We start from the raw sequence: 18,760 nt of genomic DNA on the forward strand, positions 1-18,760 counted from the left end.
GGCTTTTTCTCCGAATGCATCGACGTCGCGCCGCCGCTGCCCGAGAACAGTTCTTCCTGCACGATCGAGGCGGCGATCAGCGACAGCGCCGCGAACAGGAAAAATTTCCACCACGAGAGCTTGGTGACCCAGGTGGCCGTCGCGTCAAAACCCTTGTGCAACATGGCAAGGGAATTGGCGAGGGATTGCTGGAATGGGGAGCGAGCTTGCATGTAATCCGTTTCCGTAAGCATCAGTTGGCTTTTTTTACACGCAGTGTAAGGCTGTACCAGCCGAAAAGCCATTTCTGCTCCGATAAATACTGTTGGGATGGTGCAACTTTAAGCCGTGCACGCCCGCGCGGCCATCCGTTTGCGACAGTCTGCATAAATGGGGGAATGGAATGCTAAGGGGACAGACCCGCACATCGGGGACAGACCCCCGCAGTGGGGTCTGTCCCCGATGTGCGGGTCTGTCCCCGATTTTCTGTTGCCGCAACAGGGAATTAATGCACCGCACTCCCCGACAGCATCCCCTGCAGGGCGGCTTCGGCAAGCGGCTCGCTGAACAACAGGCCCTGCATTTCGTCGCAGGAGTTGGCCTTCAGGAAATCCAACTGCATGCGCGTTTCGACGCCCTTGGCGATGACCGTGGCGCCAAGGTCGTGGCCAATGTCGATCAGCGCCTTGACCACGGCGCCGCTGCGCGCTTCCTCCGAAATGCGGTTGATCGCCGCGCGCGCCACCTTGACGTGGGTGAGCGGCAGCTTTTCCACGTAGCTGAGGTTGGACATGCCTTCGCCAAACGCATCCAGCGAACGCCGCACGCCCAGGTCGCGCAGCTGCCTCATGACGTCGAGCCCGAGATGGTGGTCGCTGTTGACGCCGTCCTCGCGCATTTCCACTTCAAGCAGGTCTGGCTTGAGCCCGTACCTGCCCAGCAGCTCGCCGATCTGCTCGACATACTTCGGCTGGCTGAACTCGCGCGGCGAGGCATTCACCGCCACCGGCAGCGGCGGCTGGCCGCTGGCCTGGCGGCGCCGCAGGAAGTCGAAGGCCTGTTCCAGCACGCGCCTGCCGATCGAGACGATCATGCCGTTTTCCTCGGCCTCGGACAGGAAGGCCGCCGGCAGCAGCACGCCGTGCTCGGGATGCCTCCAGCGCACCAGCGCCTCCAGCGCCGCGATGTGGCCGGTGCGCAGGTCGACGCGCGGCTGGAACAGAAGGAACAGCTCGTCGCGCTCGAGCGCCAGGCGCATGTCGTCCTCCAGCTTTTGCTTGGCCTCGGTGGTCGACTTCATGTCGGACGAGAAGAAATAGGCCTGGTCCTGGTGCGCCGCCTTGGCGTGGTACATGGCCACGTCCGCGGCCCGCACCAGTTCGAGCGCGTTGGCGCCGTCGTGCGGGAACATGCTGATGCCGATGCTGGCGCCGGTCTCGACTTCGGTATGGTCGAAGGTGACCGGCTTCGACAGCGCCGCGCGCAAGCGCTCGATCATGCGCAGCGTGTAGCGCATCGACGGCTGGTTGACCAGCACCAGCACGAACTCGTCACCCGACAGCCGGGCCACCGTGTCACTGTCGCGCACCGATTCGGTCAGGCGCTGCGCCACCGCCTTGAGCACCTCGTCGCCGGCCTCGTGGCCGTAGCTGTCGTTGATCTGCTTGAAGCCGTTCAGGTCGATCAGGGCGGTGGCCACCAGCGTCTTGTTGCGCTGGGCCATGTGGATGGCCTGCTCCAGCCGGTCCCACAGCAAGGTGCGGTTGGCAAGGCCGGTCAGGGCGTCGTGGTTGACTTCGTGCTCGAGGTGGGCGGTGCGCTGCTTGAGGGCGGTGACGTCGTTCATCACGCCGATGAAGTGGGTGACCTTGCCGGTGCTTTCGGCGACCGGGGTGATGGTGAGGTCGTTCCAGAAGATTTCGCCGTTCTTGCGCCGGTTGCGGAACACCACCTTGGCCTCGTGCCTCCCGCGGATGGCCTTGCGCAGGCGCTGGCGCTCGTCTCCGTCGAGGCCCGGCGCCGCCATGAAGCGCGGGTCGTGGCCGATGACTTCGGCCGCCGCATAGCCGGAGATGCGCTCGAACGCCGGGTTGACGTATTCGATCGGGTTGTCGCCCTCGGTGCAGCGGGTGATGACCAGCCCGTTGCTGGTGGCATGCAGGGCGCGTTCGCGCAGCAGCAGGTTTTCTTCCTGCTCGCGCCGCTCGGAAATGTCGATGCCCATGCCGCACAGGTAGTGGGTGCCGCGGCAGGTGATGCGCGCGCCGCACAGCAGGTAGGGCGTGGCGTTGCCGTACTTGTCGAGATAGTTGGCCTCGACCTGGGCTTCGGCGTCGTTCTCGAACACGTCGCGGATCTTGGCCGCGATGATGCGCTTTTCGGTGATGTCGTACATGTCGAGCGCGTGCGCAACCTTGAGTTCTTCGGGCGTCATGGCGGTGACCCGCTCCAGCGTCTTGTTCCACAGGGCGAAGGTGCCGTCCTCGCGCACGATGTAGAAAGTGCCGGGCAACACGTCGATCACGCTGCGGATCGGCATGCGCCCGACCACCGACAGCTCGCCGCCGTCTGGCTCGGCCACCAGGACGGCGACAAAGCCGGTGACCGCGCCGTCGGCGCCGGACTGGGGGATCAGCGTCAGTTCAGTGGGGCGCTGGCTGCCGTCCGGCATGCGGATGGCCAGTTCGAGCGCATCGGTGTGGGCGCCGCGCCGGTCCCAGCGCTGCGCGAGGTCATCGCCGTCCAGCACCAGCAGGCTGGCGAGCTCCCTTGCGAGGGCGTCTTGCGCGGGGATACCGAACATGTTTTCGCAGCCTTCATTCCAGCTTGTGATCACGCCGCAAACGTCCGTGAGCATGGCCGCAAGAACAGTATCTTCGCTGACAAGCATGTAGTCCCCTTAAACGTAAGGGTTGGACACGTCGGTAACTGATAGGTTCGATGGTGCCAGATATGCTTCGAGGCTGCCAACTCTTGGTTGCTTAACGTGCGGCAATGAAAAAGGCCGCGTAAAAACGCGGCCCCTGGATGCGGCGGCAGCCTGTCTAGGCGGTGGCGGCTTCCTGCTTTTCCGGCAGGGCGATCTGGTTGTCGACGCTGAACTGGTAGTCCTTGAAAACGTGTTCGGCGGACAGGACCTGGTAAGTGCCGTCGGCCAGCTTGTGGGTGGTGTCCTTCAGCTTGTAGGTGTAGTGACCACAAGTCCAGCAGTTGAAGTTGCGCATGTGCGTGCACAGGCAGGTCTTGTCCATCACCACCACCTGCTTGGCGTCCGGATTGGCCATCACTTCGCGGTTGTACGCGTTGATGTAGGAGCAGTTGCCGGTCGCGTCCAGCAGGTAGCCATAGGACTCGCAGCCAGGGCGGATGCCCGAACCGATCGCCGGGGTGTTCTTCAGCATGCGCATCGGATAGCCGGTCGGCGAGATGCCGTTGACGATGATGTCTTCTTCCGACGCCTTGAAGTATTCCTGCTTGACGCTGTCGGGCAAGCCGCACTCATGGGTGACGGTGAAGCGGGTTGCCACCTGCACGCCGCCGGCGCCTTTTTCAAGGAAGCCGACCGCATCGGTGCCGGTGAAGATGCCGCCCGCCGCGATGACGGGGATGTCGAGCTGCTCGGCGCGCATGTAGGCATGGATCTCGTCCATGATGGTGTGCAGGTCGTACTCGGCCCAGTCGAGGCCGAAGCCGAGGTGGCCGCCGGCCAGCGGGCCTTCGACGATGATGTAGTCCGGCAAGCGGTTCAGCTTCGATACCTTGCGCAGGAACAGCTGCAGCGCGCGCACCGACGACACGATGACGCCCAGGTAGGCATCGCGGAAGCGCGGATGGTCTTCGATCAGGGCGAACGAGCCCAGGTGCAGGCCGGCCGACATGGTGATGCCGTCGATGCCCGCGTCCAGCGCCGACGACAGGCGGGTGCGCAGGGTTTCCCTTGGCGCATTCATGGTCAGCTTTTCCATGCAGTTCACGAAGATCAGGCCGTCGCCGCGCTTGGCTTCCATGGTCGCGCCCACGTGCAGGCGGGTCGCTTCGGCCAGGCGGTCGAGGTCGAACTGCACCACGGCCTTGTCCATGTTGTTGATGTTGAACTTGTAGGTCTTGGTCTTGTCCTTGACAAAGGTCGTATCGAACTTGCGGTCCGACACGTCCGGGACCATGGCATCGGAAATATGGCCGATGCCGCCCAGGCGCGCGGCCTCCAGCGCCAGTTCCGAGGTCGAAATATCGACACCCATTCCGCCAATCATGATGGGTACATATTCCTTGTTGCCCAGACGCAGGCGGAAATCATCAACACGTTTCATTGCTATCCTTAAACTACCCAGATTCTGGAATGCGCCAGCACGGCTTGCCGCGCGCGAACGCGCACCCTCCATTCTACTCCATGGTGCTTTCCCGGCCCGGGTATTCCGAACCGGGTCCCTGCCTGTCAGTCGCGGAAATTATTGAATTCCAGCGGCATGTCCGGCACGTCCTTGCGCAGCATGGCCATGGCCGCCTGCAGGTCGTCGCGCTTGGCGCCGGTGACGCGCACCGACTCGCCCTGGATGCTGGCCTGCACCTTCATCTTGCTTTCCTTGATGACCTTGACGATCTTCTTGGCGTCCTCGGTCTCGATGCCGTTTTTCACCTTGATGACCTGCTTGACCTTGTCGCCGCCGATCTTCTCGATCTTGCCTTCGTCGAGGAAGCGCACGTCGACCTTACGCTTGGACATCTTGTTGATCAGGACATCGCGCACCTGGGACAGCTGGAAGTCGGAATCCGCGAAGGCGGTCAGTTCGGCTTCCTTCTGTTCGACCTTGGCGGAACTGCCCTTGAAATCGAAACGGGTGATGATTTCCTTGTTGGCCTGTTCGACCGCGTTCTTCACTTCGACCATGTCTGCTTCGGAGACGACATCAAAAGACGGCATATTGTTTCCTCTTTGTTTTGCTTGCTAAATGTAGAATGCCGATATTTTAACGGACAACCGGGGCTCGTCCCGGCTCCGAGACGGATTTTTCGGCCTTTCGCCCTATAATCTGGCAAAAACACGGTATCCCATGCAAGCAGACCTCGCCATCGCCCACGATTTTTCGCTCGAATCCCTGAATACCTTCGGCATTGCCGCGCGCGCCAGCCGCTACCTGGCGGTGCGCGGCGCGGCCGACCTGGCCGCCGTCATGGCCGATCCGGTGCTCGCCGGCATGCGGCGGCTGGTGCTGGGCGGCGGCAGCAACGTGTTGCTGACGGGCGACTTCGACGGCCTGGTGCTGCACATGCGCAGCGAAGGGCGCGAGATTGTCGGCGAGGCGGGCGGCCACGTACTGGTGCGGGCCGCCGCCGGCGAGAACTGGCACGGCTTCGTCCAGTACACGCTGGACCAGGGCTTGGGCGGGCTGGAAAACCTGTCGCTGATTCCCGGCACTGTCGGCGCCGCGCCGATCCAGAACATCGGCGCCTACGGGGCCGAGGTCAAGGACGTGTTCCATTCGCTGACGGTGTACGACCTGCGCACCGGCGCGCTGCGCAGCATGGACGCGGCCGCCTGCCGCTTCGGCTACCGCGACAGCGTGTTCAAGCATGGGGAAGGGCAGGGGCTGGTGATCGTCGACGTCACCTTCGCGCTGCCGCGCGACTGGCAGCCGAATTTGCGCTACGCCGAACTGGCGCAGGCGGTGGCCGATGCGGGGATTGCTGCGCCGAGCGCGCGCCAAGTCAGCGAGGCCGTGGTCGCGATCCGGCAGCGCAAGCTGCCCGACCCGGCGGTGATCGGCAATGCCGGCAGCTTTTTCAAGAACCCGGTCGTCAGCGGCGAGCGCTGTGCCGCGCTGCTGGAACACTTTCCCAAGCTGGTGCACCACCTCCAGCCCGACGGCAGCGAAAAGCTGGCGGCCGGATGGCTGATCGACCAGTGCGGCTGGAAGGGCAGGAACCTGGGCGCGGCCGGCGTCTACCCGAAGCAGGCGCTGGTACTGGTCAACAATGGCGGCGCCACCGGCGCCGACGTGATCGCGCTGGCGCGAGCGATCCAGGCCGACGTGCTGCAGCGCTACGGCGTGCAGCTCGACCCGGAACCCGTGTTCGTCTGATTTTCCGCCAGCGCGGAACTTTTCGCGCAGGTCAAATTCGGGGACAGACCCAGGGACAGCCCCCAAAATCGGGGACAGACCCTGAGCCTTCCCCTCAAAAATTGCTTGTAAACAGGCTGGATGCCTGTTAACTTCTAATCCCAAAAACGGCGCATGCATGGCTGTGTTAACCCTTTCGTTTGTAGCGACCAAACTGCGAACGAAAGGAACAGACTATGCATGCAGGACGAATCATACAAGATTTGTTAGCCGATCAATGCCCATCGATACACGCCAAACGCCGGCATTGCCTTGCCTTGATGATTGAGGCGGCGCGGAGTGGCGGGCTTGGTTTGCTGAAGATGAGTAAGTCTGTGCAAGGCTCGAGCTCATTGCGTCATCGCATCAAGCGCTGTGATCGGCTGTTGAGCAATCCCCATCTGGCGACCGAACGCGTGGAGATATTTCGCGCAGTCGCGCAGCGCGTCTTGCAAGGCCAATCGAAGATCAGCATTATCGTGGACTGGTCCGATTTGTTAGCCGACATCAGCCAACACGTGCTGCGTGCGGCTGTCGTTGTGAAGGGCCGCGCTATCGTCATCTATGAAGAGATACACCCCACCGCGCAGTATGGTGCGGCTTCGGTGCACCGCGAGTTCATGAAGACGCTACGCTCGGTGCTGCCAGCCCATTGTCAGCCCTTGATCATCACCGATGCCGGCTTTCGCGCCGCGTGGTTCAAGATGCTCGATCAACTCGGGTTTGCCTGGATAGGACGCATCCGAAACCGCGACATGGTGACCCCCAGTGGCAAAAGTGACTGGCGCGGTTGCAAAGAGCATTTCGCGGACACGAAGGGACGTGCACGCGACCTGGGGAGCTTCAATTACGTCCGTTCGAACCCTGTGCCATGCCGTTTGGTGATGATCAAGAGAGTACCCAAAGGGCGCACATGCAAGACTGTGTTCGGGAAAAAATCGCAGAGCCACCATAGTAAGAAGCAGAGCGCAGGGCAACGGGAGCCGTGGTTGCTGGCTGTTTCGCCACGCCTGTCGAGGCTCAGTGCCAAGGCGGTTGTTAATTTGTACCAGGGCCGCATGCAGATCGAGCAGACGTTCCGCGACCTCAAAAGCTCCCAATGGGGAATGGGGCTCAGCAGCAGCCAAACACGCAAGCCACATCGACTCACCATCTTGTTGCTCATCGCATCGCTGCTTGCGTTCGCGCTGTGGCTGATCGGCTTGGCCGTACGCCGCAACGGGTTCGCTGTTCACTATGGCAGTCGCAAGAAAGCGGCTGCCACCCTATCCATCCTGTCGCTAGCGCGCCACTGGCTGCAATATCACAGCTCGGCACTCTTAACGCGACGTCAAATCGCCGAAGCGTTGAACGAGCTCGGGTCCATGCTCGAGACGTACGAAATATGAGGGGAAGGCTCAGGGACAGACCCTAATGGCGTTGACTTAAGCTATTTTCTTAGTTTTCCTGAATGGGTAGCGCTGCGATTTCGATTTAACGACCCGGTCATGTTTCCTGCCGGGTCGTTTTACAGTGAGCTCGGTGACGAGCCTTTGCCGCATGTTCTGAAGCAAGGATGGCAGCTTGCCTTGCGCCCGAGTGGCGGCAGCCCAAAGCAGTTCATATTGGATGGTGTGAAACGCACGCACGAAACTGATGTCGGTCGGGGCACATCCGGCATCGAGCGCCGCCTTCGCGATTTCAAGTCGAATCAGGTTGTAGGCAATAATCGCGCCCCAAATCTCCTGCATGACGCCGTCGACCGTTTGACTACGCAACGTCAACGCCATGCCCATCATTGATTGTTTGAGCTCGCGGTAACTGGTTTCAATGTGCCAGCGGCGGGCGTAGCACGCGATCAGTTCAGCGGCCTTAAATGCGATGCGATCGGTCAGGGATGTGAGCAAGAAATGAGGTGTACTGTCAATAGTGGACACCGCCGTTTCAAGCAGCCAGCGCAGTTTTTCTGAAGTTCTCAGCAAACCGTGCCGGCGATTCGTAACCAAGGCGCGAGTGGCGCCGTTGGCGGTTGTAGAAAATCTCGATGTACTCCTTGATCGCTGATTCGGCATCTGCGCGCGTGGCATATCTATGGTGATGAATCATCTCGTTCTTCATGCTCCCCCAGAAGCTCTCCATAGGCGCGTTGTCGTAGCAGTTCCCCTTGCGCGACATGGAAGGCAGCATGCCGAATTGCTTGACCAGTTTCCGGTAGTCGTCGGCGCAGTATTGGCTTCCGCGGTCCGAGTGGTGAATCAATCCTGGCGGCGGCCGCTTGCTACGCACCGCCCGCCACAGGGCCTGCGCCGTCAGTTCCTGCGTCATGCGCGCACCGAGCGCGTAGCCCACCATCTCGCAGGTGAAGACGTCCTTGATACCCGCCAGGTAGAGCCATCCTTCGCCAGTGGGAATGTAGGTGATGTCGGTCACCCAGGCTTCGTTGGGGCGCGTCGGCGCGAACGTCTGATTCAACAAATTGTCTGCCACCGGAAAGCTGTGTTTGGAATTCGTCGTCGCCTTGAATTTGCGCTTTTGCTTGCAGCGCAGGCCAAGTTCGCGCCGCAGCCGCACGATACGGTCGCGGCCTGTCTCGAACCCTTGTGCGACCAGCTCCGGCCACATGCGCAATGGCCCGTAGGTCTCTCGGGTCTGGGCATGGGCTGCCTTAATCGCCACCTTCAGGCGCTCATCGTCCTGCGCGCGCTGCGAGGGCCTGCGTCCAGTGGCGGCATAGAAGCCGCTGCGCGAGATATCGAACGCGCGGCACAGCATGGCCAGCGGGTAGTCGGGTCGCATTGCCTTCACTTGCGCGTACTGGGCAGCGGACTCCCGGAGCAAGTACGCGGTGCTTTTTTAAATTTCTCGTTCCAGATGTTCGATTCGGGGCCAACTCTCTGCGGCGCTTCGTAATTTCCGCTTCCAGTTCCGGAACGGTTCGGCTGCCCGGCGCCAAGCGGCCCGATTGCCGCGCGTTGGCGGCGCTTCCCAGTTTGCCAGCGTGCCTTGGGATGGCCAGGCGCTGCGCACCGTTCTTCCAGCTGTCAAGGCCTTGTGGCAAGACCACTTGACTGCCTCTGCCCGGAAATTCGGGGTGTATGTCGTCGATTTCAATGAATAGTTCTCTCTTTGATGAGTTTTCAAACGGGAGTGTCCGAAAATGTCAGGCGTCTCAAATGCTTTTGGCCTTTCGAATCGGATCATCGCGATAGCGCGTGCGCGCCAAGTCTTGGCAGCTCGGGCGCCCTTCTTGCGCTGCCGCTGCCGACACGTTGCATTTCCACGATCGCGTCATTTGGACCACCTTTCTGATAAGGACGGTCCAATTTGCTATTACTCTTCTGCGGGAACGAGGAAATGACCGATTGCGCCCGCGAGTGGTGATTCGACACAGCAGCTCCGCAAGACGAGAAACCTTTATCGACGACGTTTCAGCGAATCGGTCGCGATAGCTGTCGATAAGTTCCATTGCGAAGGCTTTTTCGAATGGGTGGCGTAAGGAAACAAAATAGTGCGTCGACACAGAATGGGTGGGCACATGGGTCAGGTCGCGCCGCGCACTCTGGGGATAGCTTCGCGACAGTCCCCTTGGCATAGGGCCGGCCCCGAAGTGGGCCGGTTTGCCGCACTGTCTTGGGTGCGCAGAGTGGTGCCGTCGATTGCCAATAAAACGAGGCCGTTGAACAGGTAGGCTTCTTTGTCCTGGCTGCTCCACGCCTTCGCCGACATCTGGCAAAGCCACTCGACGGGCTTCGCGCCAAGTCGCTGGCGCGCTCGTGTCACCGCACCATCCGTCACAAACGGCGCTGTTACGTTTGGCAGCGCCAAGTCCAGTTCAGCGAGTACCTCGCCGATAGAATGATGGCGATACAGCGCCAGTGCGATCACTAACCAGACGACCTGCTGCGCCGGGAGGCGACGATGGCGTATGCTTGCCTTCCCTTGCTCCACAAGGGCGGCCTCTATCCATTCAAACGGCAAATGTTCGCCGAGTCGGTTCCAGTCGAACGGCTCAGGTACTTCGTTGGCAAACAATATGGCGTCTGAAAGTATCACGCCGCAAAGTTAACACAACAAAATATTGTTTACAACACCAGAGCCACGAAAAAGTGGGCTTCAAAAGCTTAAGTCAACGCCATTAGGGACAGACCCCGATCTTGGGGTCTGTCCCCGATGTGCTTTGCAACTAGCCTTCGGCGCGGCAGACGCGGTTGCGGCCGCCCGCCTTGGCGGCGTACAACGCCCGATCGGCGCGCGCGATCAGGTCGTTCGTCGAGGCGCCGGGCCCCGGCACCATCGTCGCCACCCCGACCGACATGGTGACGACGTCGCCACTTGCCGCCCCCTTGTTGTCGATGGCCAGTACTTCAAGGTGGGCGCGGCAGGCTTCGGCTACCTTCATCGCGCCTTCGGAGTCGGTGCCGGGCAGCATGATGGCGAATTCCTCGCCGCCATAGCGCACTGCCAGGTCGGCCGGGCGCTTGAGGTGCTCGGTCAGCACTGCCGCGGTCTTCTTCAGGCACATGTCGCCGGCCAGGTGGCCGAAGGTGTCGTTGTGGTGCTTGAAACAGTCGATGTCGCACATCAGCAGCGACAGCGGCCTGCGCTCGCGTTGCAGGCGCTGCCATTCGAGCTGGATCACTTCGTCGAAACGGCGGCGGTTGGCGATGCCGGTCAGCGGGTCGAGCGCGGCCAGCTTCTGCAGCTCGATGTTGGCCTCGGCCAGCCGCTTCTGGCTTTCGCGCAGGAAGCGGAACGCTTCGTCGCGCTGCAGCCGGCTGATATGCCCGGACGAGTGGTAGCGCACCCGCGCCAGCAGCTCGACCTGGTCGGGCAGCTTGACCACGTAGTCGTTCGCGCCCACCGCGAAGCTGTGCGCCTTGAGTTTCGGGTCTTCCCTGGCCGACAGTACGATCACCGGCACGCTTTCCAGCGCCGGCTGCCGGCGGTATTGCTGGATCAGCGCAAAGCCGTCGACCTCGGGCATCACCAGGTCCTGCAGGATCACGGTCGGCTGCAGCTGCAGCGCCGTTTCCAGCGCCGTGGCGGCATCGCTTACGTAGTGGAACTCGATGTCGTCCTGGGTGTCGAGCATGCGCCTGACAGCCTCGACGATGATCAACTGGTCGTCCACCAGCAGCACGCGGACTTTGAAATTGGTAATGGCGTGGTCGGCCGCGGCACTGGTCTGGAGGGGTTCTTGCATCTTTTCTTGGGCTGGTTGCCTTGGTTACCTAGGCAATATTTATAATTTTGCGGCAATTTTACCGCGTAAGGTCATGGCAATGGCGTCGAGCGGAAGAATTAACTCGGCCGCGCCCAGTTCGGCGGCGGCGCGCGGCATGCCGTAGACGGCGCTGGTGGCTTCGTCCTGGGCAATGGTGGCCTTGCCGGCCTGGCGCATTTCGAGCAGGCCGGCGGCGCCGTCGCGGCCCATCCCGGTGAGCAGGACGCCGGTGGCCGGTCCACTCCACTGGCGCGCCACGCAGCGGAAAAATACGTCGACCGAGGGCCGGTAGGGATAGTCGCGCGGCTCGGCCACGTAGTGCAGGCGGCCGCTCGGTTCCATCACCAGGTGGTCGTTGGTACGCGCCACCTGCACCGTGCCCGGCGCCAGCATGTCGCCCTCGGCGATCACGCGCGTTTCGACCGCCAGCTGGTCGCCCAGCCAGCTGGCGAACTGCTGCGCGAAGTGGGCGTCGATGTGCTGCACGACGACCACCGCGGTGGACGGCGGCGGCTGCCATTCGGCCAGGATGGCGGCCACCGCGACCGGCCCCCCGGTGGAGGCGCCGATCGCCAGCAGGTGGCCGACCGGGCCGCCCGGCGCGGCGCTTGCGAGCGCCGGCGCGCGGCCGTTGTCGCCGGGGCTGCCGGCCCGTATCAGCTTGCCGATGGTCTTGATCTTCGCCAGCAGCGCGGCGTCGCCGCCGCCACCGCGCAGCACCGGCGTCGCGGTCACGTCGAGCGCCCCCGCGCCCATCGCACGGAACACCGCGCCCACGCTGTCCTCCGGCTTGCCGGTGACGACCAGGATCGCGCACGGCGTCCTTTCCATGATCTGGCGGGTCGCCTCGACGCCGTCGAGTTCCGGCATGTTCAGGTCCATCAGGATCAGGTCGGGCCGGTTATCAAAGCACATGCGCACCGCCTCCAGCCCGGTGCGGGCGATCCACAGCACCTGGTGTTCGCTGGTGCTGGCCACCGCCCGGCGCAGCGCTTCGGCGGCCATGGCGACGTCGTTGGCGATCCCGATCTTCATAGCCGCGCCTCGCCGATCAGGTCGAACACCGCGTCGAGCAAAGTCTCGTCGTGGAAGCTGCCCTTGGTCAGGTAGTAGTCGGCGCCGGCGGCCAGGCCGCGCGCGCGGTCCTCGGGACGGTCCTTGTACGACACGATCATCACCGGCAGCTTGTGCAGGTCCATGTCCTTCCTGACCAGCGTGACCAGCTCGATGCCGTCCATGCGCGGCATGTCGACGTCGGTGATCACCAGGTCGTAGTCGCCGGTGCGGGCCGCGTTCCAGCCGTCGATGCCGTCGATGGCGACGTCGACGTGGTAGCCGCGCCCGGTCAGCAGCTTGCGCTCCATCTCGCGCACCGTCAGCGAATCGTCGACCACCAGGATGCGCCGCGCCCGCCGCCGGTCGTCGGCGCCGGCGCGCGCCAGCTGGTGCAGGCCGCCCTGGTGCAGCAGCTTGTCGATCGACAGCAGCAGGTCGGGCACGTCGAGGATCAGCACCGGCGCGCCGTCGTCGAGCAGGGCGGCGGCGCTGATGTCGCGCATTTTTCCGAACACCGGGTCGAGCGCCTGCACAGCCAGGCTGTGCTCCCCGCGGATCGCATCGACCACCAGCGCGTAGCGGCGCGCACCTGCGCCGACCACCAGCACCGATAGTTCCTGCGCGCCGTCTTCCATCTGGCCCAGGTCGAGTAGCTGCGCCGCCGATACCAGCCCGAGGTGTTCGCCGTTGTAGTCGAAGAACTGCTTGTTCTCCAGGCTGTTGATGCTGGAGGCATCGACCTTCAGCACCCGTTCGACCTTGACGATCGGGATCGCATACGCCTCGCCCTGCACGTCGAACACCAGCGCCCGCACGATCGACTGGGTCAGCGGCAGGGTGATCGAGGTGCGGAAACCCAAGCCGGGCACCGACTCGATGTGCACGCTGCCGTTTTGGTCGCGGATGGTTTGCAGCACGACATCGAGGCCGACGCCGCGCCCGGAAATCGCGCTGGCGGTTTCCTTCAGGCTGAAGGCGGGCAGGAACAGGAACTCCATCAGCTCGGCCCGCGACATGGCGGCGGCCATCGCCTCGCTGGCCAACCCGCGCGCCACCACGTTGCGGCGAATCTTGCCGATGTCGACGCCGCGCCCATCGTCCTCGATCTCGATGGCCAGCATGCCGGCGCGGTGGCGCGCCTCGAGCCGGATCATGCCGACCGGCGGCTTGCCTGCGGCGCTGCGCTCGGCCGGCGTTTCCATGCCGTGGTCGACCGCGTTGCGCAGCATGTGGTTGAGCGGGCTTTCGATTTTGGCCAGGATGTCGCGGTCGACCAGCGTGTCCTCGCCTTCGATCACCAGCTGCGCCTCCTTGCCCAGGCTGTGCGCGAGGTCGCGCACCATGCGCGGGAAGGCATGCACGCCGTCGCGGAAAGGCCGCATGCGCAGCGCCAGCACCTCGTCGACCAGGTTGGCCGACACGCCCAGCAGGCGCTGTTCGTAATTCTCGATGTCGGCCATGTGGCCGATCACGAACTGCTTGAGCGGAGTGGCCTTGTGCAGCGCCTGCGCCGCCCGTTCCGCCAGCATGGCGTTGCCGCTGCGCAGCGCCGCGTCGTGCATCTGTTCCAGCGACTGGAACAGGCTGGCCTGGTTGCGCTTGAAGCGTTGCAGCGACTCGACGAAGGGCCGCATCTGGTGCGCGCTGATACGCGATTCGCTGGCAAGCGCCAGCAGCCGGTCGTAGTTCTGGCCGGCCGCGCGCGGCGCCTGGCCGGCCGGCGCAGGTGCGGGCGCAGGTTCGGCTGCGGGCGCGGGCGCCACGCCGGCAAGCTTTGGTGCCGGCTGCAGCTGGGCCACATTGGCGATCGAGGCCATGATGGCGGCGATGCGTTCGCGGTTTTCGCGCAGCCAGACGTCGATGGTGTCGTCGCTCAGGGCGGCGCACTGGATGATCAGGTCGACCCCGCCCAGCAGCACGTCGATGCGCGCCCGCGACAGTTCGAGCCTGCCTTCCTGGGCCGCGACGAAGGCATCCTCCATCGCGTGCGCCACCTGCACCGCGACGTCGAAGTTGACGATGGCGGCGGCGCCCTTGATCGAGTGGGCGGCGCGCATCAGCATGTCGATGGCGCCGTCGGGCACCGCGCCGCGTTCGAGCGCCAGCAGCCCGTCGGTCAACGTGCGCGCCTGTCCCTCCGCCTCCATGCGGAACAGGTCGAGCATCGAAAACTGGCTCAGGTCGCCGTGCTGGTCGTGGCTCATCGCAGCAGCCTTGTCATCTGGTTGCCGATCAGTGGCGCATCGAGCACGCCCAGGTGCATGCCGCCGCGCGCCAGCACGCCGCGCAGGTAGGGCACCATGCCGCGGTTGATGGTGGCGGCGGGCGGCGTCAGCGCATCGGACGCGAAGCGCACGATGCCGTGCAGGTCCGCCACCGGCAGCGCGAAGGAATGGCCTTCCCACTGCACCACCAGCAGCCGCGCGAAGGTGTGGCGGCCGGCCTGCGCGGCGGCGTCGCGCTCGTCGATGCCGAGCATGCTGGCCAGCGACACCGCCGGCGCCAGTGTGCCACCGACGTTGACCACGCCCAGAAGGGTGGCCCCGCTGCGGTGCGGCAGCCGGTGCGGCGTGGCCTGCGGCGCAACGCGCGCCACCATCGAGGACGGCAGCGCCAGCCATTCGCGCCCGATGCGGAAGGCGAGGGCGGAGGAATCGGTGGCCTCGGGCGCGGGCAGCGGCTGGCGCAGCCGGGCGGCCCATTCGGCGCGGTAGGACGGATCCACCGGGCGTTGCAGGTTGCGCTGGGCGGCGCCCGAATACACCTCGCAGTTGCGGCAGTGGACCTTGTCGGCGAGCTTCCCGCAACTCATGTCGCCGGCCACGCCAATGGTGTTCCAGCATCCGGTTTCGTTCATCGTGCGCCTTTCCGCGTGCTGTCGCCGGCACGCTGCCAGACGCGCGCGGCGCGCTGGCGGAAGGCGTCGGCCTGCGCTGCGTCGCCGCGTTCCCCTGCCAGCAGGGCAAGGTGGCACAGCGCCTCGTAGTGGTCCGGCTGCAGATAGACGCAGCGGCGCCAGAACTCGGCGGCGGCGGCCGGCTTGCCCTCGCATTCGCTGGTCAGGCCAAGGATGAAGAAGGCTTCGGCGGCGTCGGGCATCGCTTCAAGCACGCGCCCGCACGCCGCTGCCGCTCCCTCGTAGTTGCCCTGGTCGGCCTGGGTGCGCGCCTGCGCCAGGACGGCGCGGTAGTCAGGAGCGGGCGCCGCGGCCGGTGCGGCTGCGCGCTGCGGCCGGGGGCGCGCAGGGGTGTCGAGGACTGCCGCTGCCGGCGCCGCGGGCATGGAGTGGCGCGCGGCACGCGGCGCGCGCGGGCGTGCGGCGGCCACCGGCGCGGCGTGCGGCGCCTTCTGCAGCGCGAAGGCGCCGGCCGAGCGCACGGTGGCATAGCCGTTGCGGCAATAGGCCGGCACTTCGGCGTAGCCGGCGAGCAGCAGGCCGTCGTCGGCCAGCAGGGCGGATAGCCGCGCGATCGCCGCCGCGGCGGTGGCTTCGTCGAAATAGATCAGCAGGTTGCGGCAGAAGACCACGTCGAAACGGCCGCCCATCGCGGCCGACGAGGCGGTCAGCAGGTTGCCCTGGCTAAAACGCACCCTGGCGCGCATGTCGCCACGGATCAGGTACTGGCTGCCCTCGCGGGTGAAATAGCGGTCGCGGAATGCGAGCTGTTGCCCGCGGAAGGCGTTGCGGGTGTAGCGTCCCAGGCGCGCGCGTTCGAGCGCCGCGTCCGACAGGTCGACCGCGTCGATGGTGCATGCCGTCGACGGCACGCCCGCGTCGGCCAGCGCCATCGCCATCGAATACGGTTCCTCGCCGCCGGCGCAGGGCACCGACAGGATCCGCACGATGCGCCCGGGCGACTGCGCCAGCAGGCGCTGTACGAAGGCGGTGGCGGCGATAAAGGCGTCGGCGTCGCGGAACATCCACGACTCGGGCACGACCAGCAGTTCGGTCAGGGCCTTGAATTCGGCCGGCGTCATGCCGGCCAGGTAGGCGGCAGGATCGCTCGCGCCGCCCGGCGCCATGCGCTGCTGCACGGCGCGGTCGACTGCCGCTTCGGACAGGTCGAGTCCCGTTTCGCGCTGGATCAGGTCGCGCACGCTCACAGCGCCGGCTCCGGTTCGGCGAACAGCAGGGCGCGCACTTCGGGCGTCAGCAGGCCGTCGGGTTCCACCAGCTGCAGCATGCCTTGCTCGCCGCCGGCCACTCGGCCGAGGAAGGGCGCACCGGCTACGCCGCTGCCGGCCAGTGCGTTGTCCGCCACGGTTTCGACCCCCAGCACGTGCTCGGCCAGCAGGCCAAGCTGGCGCAGAGCGCCGCCATGCGGGTAATCGATCAGGATGATGCGGGTATCGAACCACAACTGGCCCGCCGGAGCGCCCGCCAGTTGCGACAGGTCGATTACCGGCACCGGCGCGCCGTGCAGGTCGAGCAGGCCGGCCACGAAGGCAGGCGCCAGCGGCAGCTGTTTCAGGCCTGCCACCGGCGCCACGCGCGCGATCGCGCCGAGCCTGAGCCCGTAGCGGTCACTGCCGATGTGGAAAACCAGTACTTTCATTGGCTCAGGAGTGCACCGAGAAGGTGGCCACCGACGATTGCAGGTCGCCGGCCGCGTACTGCAGCTGGTGCACAGCCTCGCTGGTGGCCTTCAGCGATTCCACCGTCTGCTGGGTGGCGTCGGACAGATGCATCATGGTCTCGGAAATCTGCGAGGCGCCGACCGACTGCGCCTGCATCCCCTGCAGCACCACGTCGAACTGCGGCGCCAGTTTCTGCACCTGGTCCATCACCGTGGACAGTTGCCCGGCCACGGTGCGCACTTCGCCCACGCTGCGGCGGATCTCTTCCGAAAATTTGTCCATACCCATCACGCTGGCCGACACCGCCGACTGCATCTCCTTGAGCATCTGCTCGATGTCCCAGGTCGATACCGACGTCTGGTCCGCGAGCCGGCGGATTTCGGTGGCGACCACCGAGAAGCCGCGGCCGGCGTCGCCGGCCTTTTCGGCTTCGATCGCGGCATTGAGCGACAGGATGTTGGTCTGGTCGGCCACCTTGGTGATGGTGGTCAGCACGCTGTTGATGTTGCTGGCCTTTTCGGACAGCGCGGCCAGCTTGGCGTTGATCGAATCGGTCGCGGCCACCATATTCTGCATGGTCTGGTCCATGCGTTTCAGGTTGTCCTGGGCGTCGGCGGTGGCGTGGGTGGTGTAGTCGGCCACCGCGGTCGCTTCTTCCATCGTGCGCAGCAGCTGCTGGGTATTGGCCGACATCTCCTTGGTGGTCGACAGGATCTCGACGCTGGTCTGGGCCTGTTCCACGCCGGTCGCTTCCTGCTGCTTGGCCGACGCCGCGATCTCGGTGGCCGAGGTGGTTACCTGGATGCCCGCGCGCTGCACATTGTTGATCAGCTGGCGCAGGTTCTCGACCATCGTCTTCAGGCCATCGCCCATCATGCCGATGGCGTCGTCGCCATGGACGGTGACGGCGCCGGTCAGGTCGCCGCTGGCCGCTTTCGAGACCACCCCGAGCAGGGCGCCTACCTTGGCGCGCAGCTCGTTGGCGGCGGCCAGTTCCTTGGCCTGGCTGTCCTGGATCGCCTGCGCCATGCGGTTGAATTCGGCAGTCACTTCGCCCAGTTCATCGCGCGACAGCACCGTGGCGCGGGCCGACCGGTCGCCGCCGGCGATCCTGCCGACCACCTGGGTCAGGTTGTTCAACGGCGCCATCAGCGCGCGGCCCAGAATGAACGCGATCGCTATGGCGAGCAGTACGCACACCGCGCCGCCCGCGACCAGCAGCATCGACATCGATTTCTGCAGTTCGGCTGCTTCGGCCGAACGAATCGCCAGCAGCCGGTTTTCTTCGGCGGCCAGGTCGCCAAGCAGCCTGCGTACTTCGGCCACCGTTGCGACGCTGGTGGCCAATTCCGGCGAGCGCGCCATCTGGTCGGCGGCGCCGTCCGTGCGGCCCAGGGTCCGGCGGCGCTCGATCAGCGGATGGACGATGTTGGCAAGCCAGGTAGTGGCGGTGGCGTCGATCTTCCTCAGGCGCTCCTGCTGCGCCGGGTTATCCGTCGCCAGCGCCATGGCGAGGGCGAGGTTCCTGCGGAGCAGGGCTTCCTCGTCGACTTCCGGCGTCAGGAAGCGCTCCTCGCCGGTAAGCAGAAAGCCGCGCATCTGGTTCTGGATGTCGAGCAGGTTGGCGGCGACCTGGTCGGCTTCCAGCAGCATCTCCAGCGTGTGACGGTCGCGTTCGGTGGCGGCGGAAAGCTTGGAGAAATTGTTGTAAGCAAGCAGCAGCAAGACAAGCAGGATGCCGACGATGGAGCCGAAGCCGGCATAAATTTTCTGCTTGATGCTGAAGTCCTGCAACATAGTTTCTCCCAGTACTGTTTGTGCCCGCAAATGTAACATTTTGCGGGGT

Annotated in this window: 15 protein-coding genes and 1 pseudogene; 2 read left to right on the forward strand and 14 right to left on the reverse strand. The window is 64.6% G+C overall.

Annotated elements, in window-relative coordinates; genetic code table 11:
• The 4 genes and pseudogenes from D3872_RS23545 to D3872_RS23560 all read right to left on the reverse strand — a co-directional run.
• A pseudogene (locus D3872_RS23545) lies at nucleotides 1–284 on the reverse strand (hypothetical protein); the annotation flags it as partial.
• 200 nt (nucleotides 285–484) lie between these two features.
• Complete coding sequence (locus tag D3872_RS23550) at nucleotides 485–2,869, reverse strand: sensor domain-containing protein (RefSeq protein WP_119813048.1); 2,385 nt, start codon at nucleotides 2,867–2,869, stop codon at nucleotides 485–487.
• A gap of 154 nt (nucleotides 2,870–3,023) precedes the next feature.
• The gene (locus D3872_RS23555; protein ID WP_119813049.1) at nucleotides 3,024–4,289 is read right to left on the reverse strand and encodes a nitronate monooxygenase; all 1,266 of its coding nucleotides are present in this window, start codon (nucleotides 4,287–4,289) and stop codon (nucleotides 3,024–3,026) included.
• 125 nt (nucleotides 4,290–4,414) lie between these two features.
• Complete coding sequence (locus D3872_RS23560) at nucleotides 4,415–4,900, reverse strand: YajQ family cyclic di-GMP-binding protein (protein ID WP_119813050.1); 486 nt, start codon at nucleotides 4,898–4,900, stop codon at nucleotides 4,415–4,417.
• A gap of 130 nt (nucleotides 4,901–5,030) precedes the next feature.
• Here D3872_RS23560 and murB point away from each other — a divergent pair, with 130 nt between their 5' ends.
• The gene (gene murB / locus D3872_RS23565) at nucleotides 5,031–6,059 is read left to right on the forward strand and encodes a UDP-N-acetylmuramate dehydrogenase (protein WP_119813051.1); all 1,029 of its coding nucleotides are present in this window, start codon (nucleotides 5,031–5,033) and stop codon (nucleotides 6,057–6,059) included.
• Between the two features lie 341 nt (nucleotides 6,060–6,400).
• Nucleotides 6,401–7,465, forward strand: coding sequence for an IS4 family transposase (locus D3872_RS23570; RefSeq protein WP_182915718.1), 1,065 nt, complete (start codon nucleotides 6,401–6,403; stop codon nucleotides 7,463–7,465).
• Nucleotides 7,466–7,501: 36 nt separating this feature from the next.
• Here the strand turns inward: D3872_RS23570 and D3872_RS23575 are convergent, their stop codons facing one another.
• The 10 genes from D3872_RS23575 to D3872_RS23620 form a co-directional block, all read right to left on the reverse strand.
• Nucleotides 7,502–7,993, reverse strand: a complete 492-nt coding sequence (locus tag D3872_RS23575; RefSeq protein ID WP_229459497.1) for a transposase — start codon at nucleotides 7,991–7,993, stop codon at nucleotides 7,502–7,504.
• A gap of 7 nt (nucleotides 7,994–8,000) precedes the next feature.
• Complete coding sequence (locus D3872_RS23580; protein ID WP_370660989.1) at nucleotides 8,001–8,894, reverse strand: IS3 family transposase; 894 nt, start codon at nucleotides 8,892–8,894, stop codon at nucleotides 8,001–8,003.
• 702 nt (nucleotides 8,895–9,596) lie between these two features.
• Nucleotides 9,597–10,088 carry a transposase domain-containing protein gene (locus tag D3872_RS23585; protein WP_182915911.1) on the reverse strand — a complete coding sequence of 164 codons (492 nt, stop codon included), beginning with the start codon at nucleotides 10,086–10,088 and terminating at the stop codon, nucleotides 9,597–9,599.
• Nucleotides 10,089–10,239: 151 nt separating this feature from the next.
• Entirely contained in the window at nucleotides 10,240–11,259 is a 1,020-nt protein-coding gene (locus tag D3872_RS23590) for a diguanylate cyclase (protein ID WP_119813054.1), read from the reverse strand.
• A gap of 39 nt (nucleotides 11,260–11,298) precedes the next feature.
• Nucleotides 11,299–12,315 carry a chemotaxis-specific protein-glutamate methyltransferase CheB gene (gene cheB, locus D3872_RS23595; RefSeq protein ID WP_119813055.1) on the reverse strand — a complete coding sequence of 339 codons (1,017 nt, stop codon included), beginning with the start codon at nucleotides 12,313–12,315 and terminating at the stop codon, nucleotides 11,299–11,301.
• Entirely contained in the window at nucleotides 12,312–14,540 is a 2,229-nt protein-coding gene (locus D3872_RS23600; RefSeq protein ID WP_119813056.1) for a hybrid sensor histidine kinase/response regulator, read from the reverse strand. The genes cheB and D3872_RS23600 overlap by 4 nt, the downstream gene beginning before the upstream one ends.
• On the reverse strand, nucleotides 14,537–15,193 hold the full coding sequence (locus D3872_RS23605) for a chemotaxis protein CheW (protein WP_119813057.1): 657 nt from the start codon (nucleotides 15,191–15,193) through the stop codon (nucleotides 14,537–14,539). The genes D3872_RS23600 and D3872_RS23605 overlap by 4 nt, the downstream gene beginning before the upstream one ends.
• The gene (locus tag D3872_RS23610) at nucleotides 15,190–16,440 is read right to left on the reverse strand and encodes a CheR family methyltransferase (protein ID WP_119813058.1); all 1,251 of its coding nucleotides are present in this window, start codon (nucleotides 16,438–16,440) and stop codon (nucleotides 15,190–15,192) included. The genes D3872_RS23605 and D3872_RS23610 overlap by 4 nt, the downstream gene beginning before the upstream one ends.
• On the reverse strand, nucleotides 16,437–16,892 hold the full coding sequence (locus D3872_RS23615) for a chemotaxis protein CheW (RefSeq protein ID WP_119813059.1): 456 nt from the start codon (nucleotides 16,890–16,892) through the stop codon (nucleotides 16,437–16,439). Before D3872_RS23615 ends, D3872_RS23610 begins: the two co-directional genes overlap by 4 nt.
• A gap of 4 nt (nucleotides 16,893–16,896) precedes the next feature.
• Nucleotides 16,897–18,711 carry a methyl-accepting chemotaxis protein gene (locus D3872_RS23620; RefSeq protein WP_119813060.1) on the reverse strand — a complete coding sequence of 605 codons (1,815 nt, stop codon included), beginning with the start codon at nucleotides 18,709–18,711 and terminating at the stop codon, nucleotides 16,897–16,899.
• Between the last annotated feature and the right edge of the window lie 49 nt (nucleotides 18,712–18,760).

The sequence above is a fragment of the Massilia cavernae genome (assembly GCF_003590855.1).
Lineage (GTDB): Bacteria > Pseudomonadota > Gammaproteobacteria > Burkholderiales > Burkholderiaceae_D > Telluria_A > Telluria_A cavernae.

Bases quoted from the DNA above. Each gene is read 5' to 3' on its own strand.
- D3872_RS23560 (WP_119813050.1), bottom strand. From the start codon at position 4,900: ATGCCGTCTTTTGATGTCGTCTCCGAAGCAGACATGGTCGAAGTGAAG.
- D3872_RS23570 (WP_182915718.1), top strand. From the start codon at position 6,401: ATGAGTAAGTCTGTGCAAGGCTCGAGCTCATTGCGTCATCGCATCAAG.
- D3872_RS23600 (WP_119813056.1), bottom strand. From the start codon at position 14,540: ATGAGCCACGACCAGCACGGCGACCTGAGCCAGTTTTCGATGCTCGAC.
- D3872_RS23615 (WP_119813059.1), bottom strand. From the start codon at position 16,892: ATGAAAGTACTGGTTTTCCACATCGGCAGTGACCGCTACGGGCTCAGG.
- D3872_RS23555 (WP_119813049.1), bottom strand. From the start codon at position 4,289: ATGAAACGTGTTGATGATTTCCGCCTGCGTCTGGGCAACAAGGAATAT.
- cheB (WP_119813055.1), bottom strand. From the start codon at position 12,315: ATGAAGATCGGGATCGCCAACGACGTCGCCATGGCCGCCGAAGCGCTG.
- murB (WP_119813051.1), top strand. From the start codon at position 5,031: ATGCAAGCAGACCTCGCCATCGCCCACGATTTTTCGCTCGAATCCCTG.
- D3872_RS23620 (WP_119813060.1), bottom strand. From the start codon at position 18,711: ATGTTGCAGGACTTCAGCATCAAGCAGAAAATTTATGCCGGCTTCGGC.
- D3872_RS23550 (WP_119813048.1), bottom strand. From the start codon at position 2,869: ATGCTTGTCAGCGAAGATACTGTTCTTGCGGCCATGCTCACGGACGTT.
- D3872_RS23605 (WP_119813057.1), bottom strand. From the start codon at position 15,193: ATGAACGAAACCGGATGCTGGAACACCATTGGCGTGGCCGGCGACATG.
- D3872_RS23590 (WP_119813054.1), bottom strand. From the start codon at position 11,259: ATGCAAGAACCCCTCCAGACCAGTGCCGCGGCCGACCACGCCATTACC.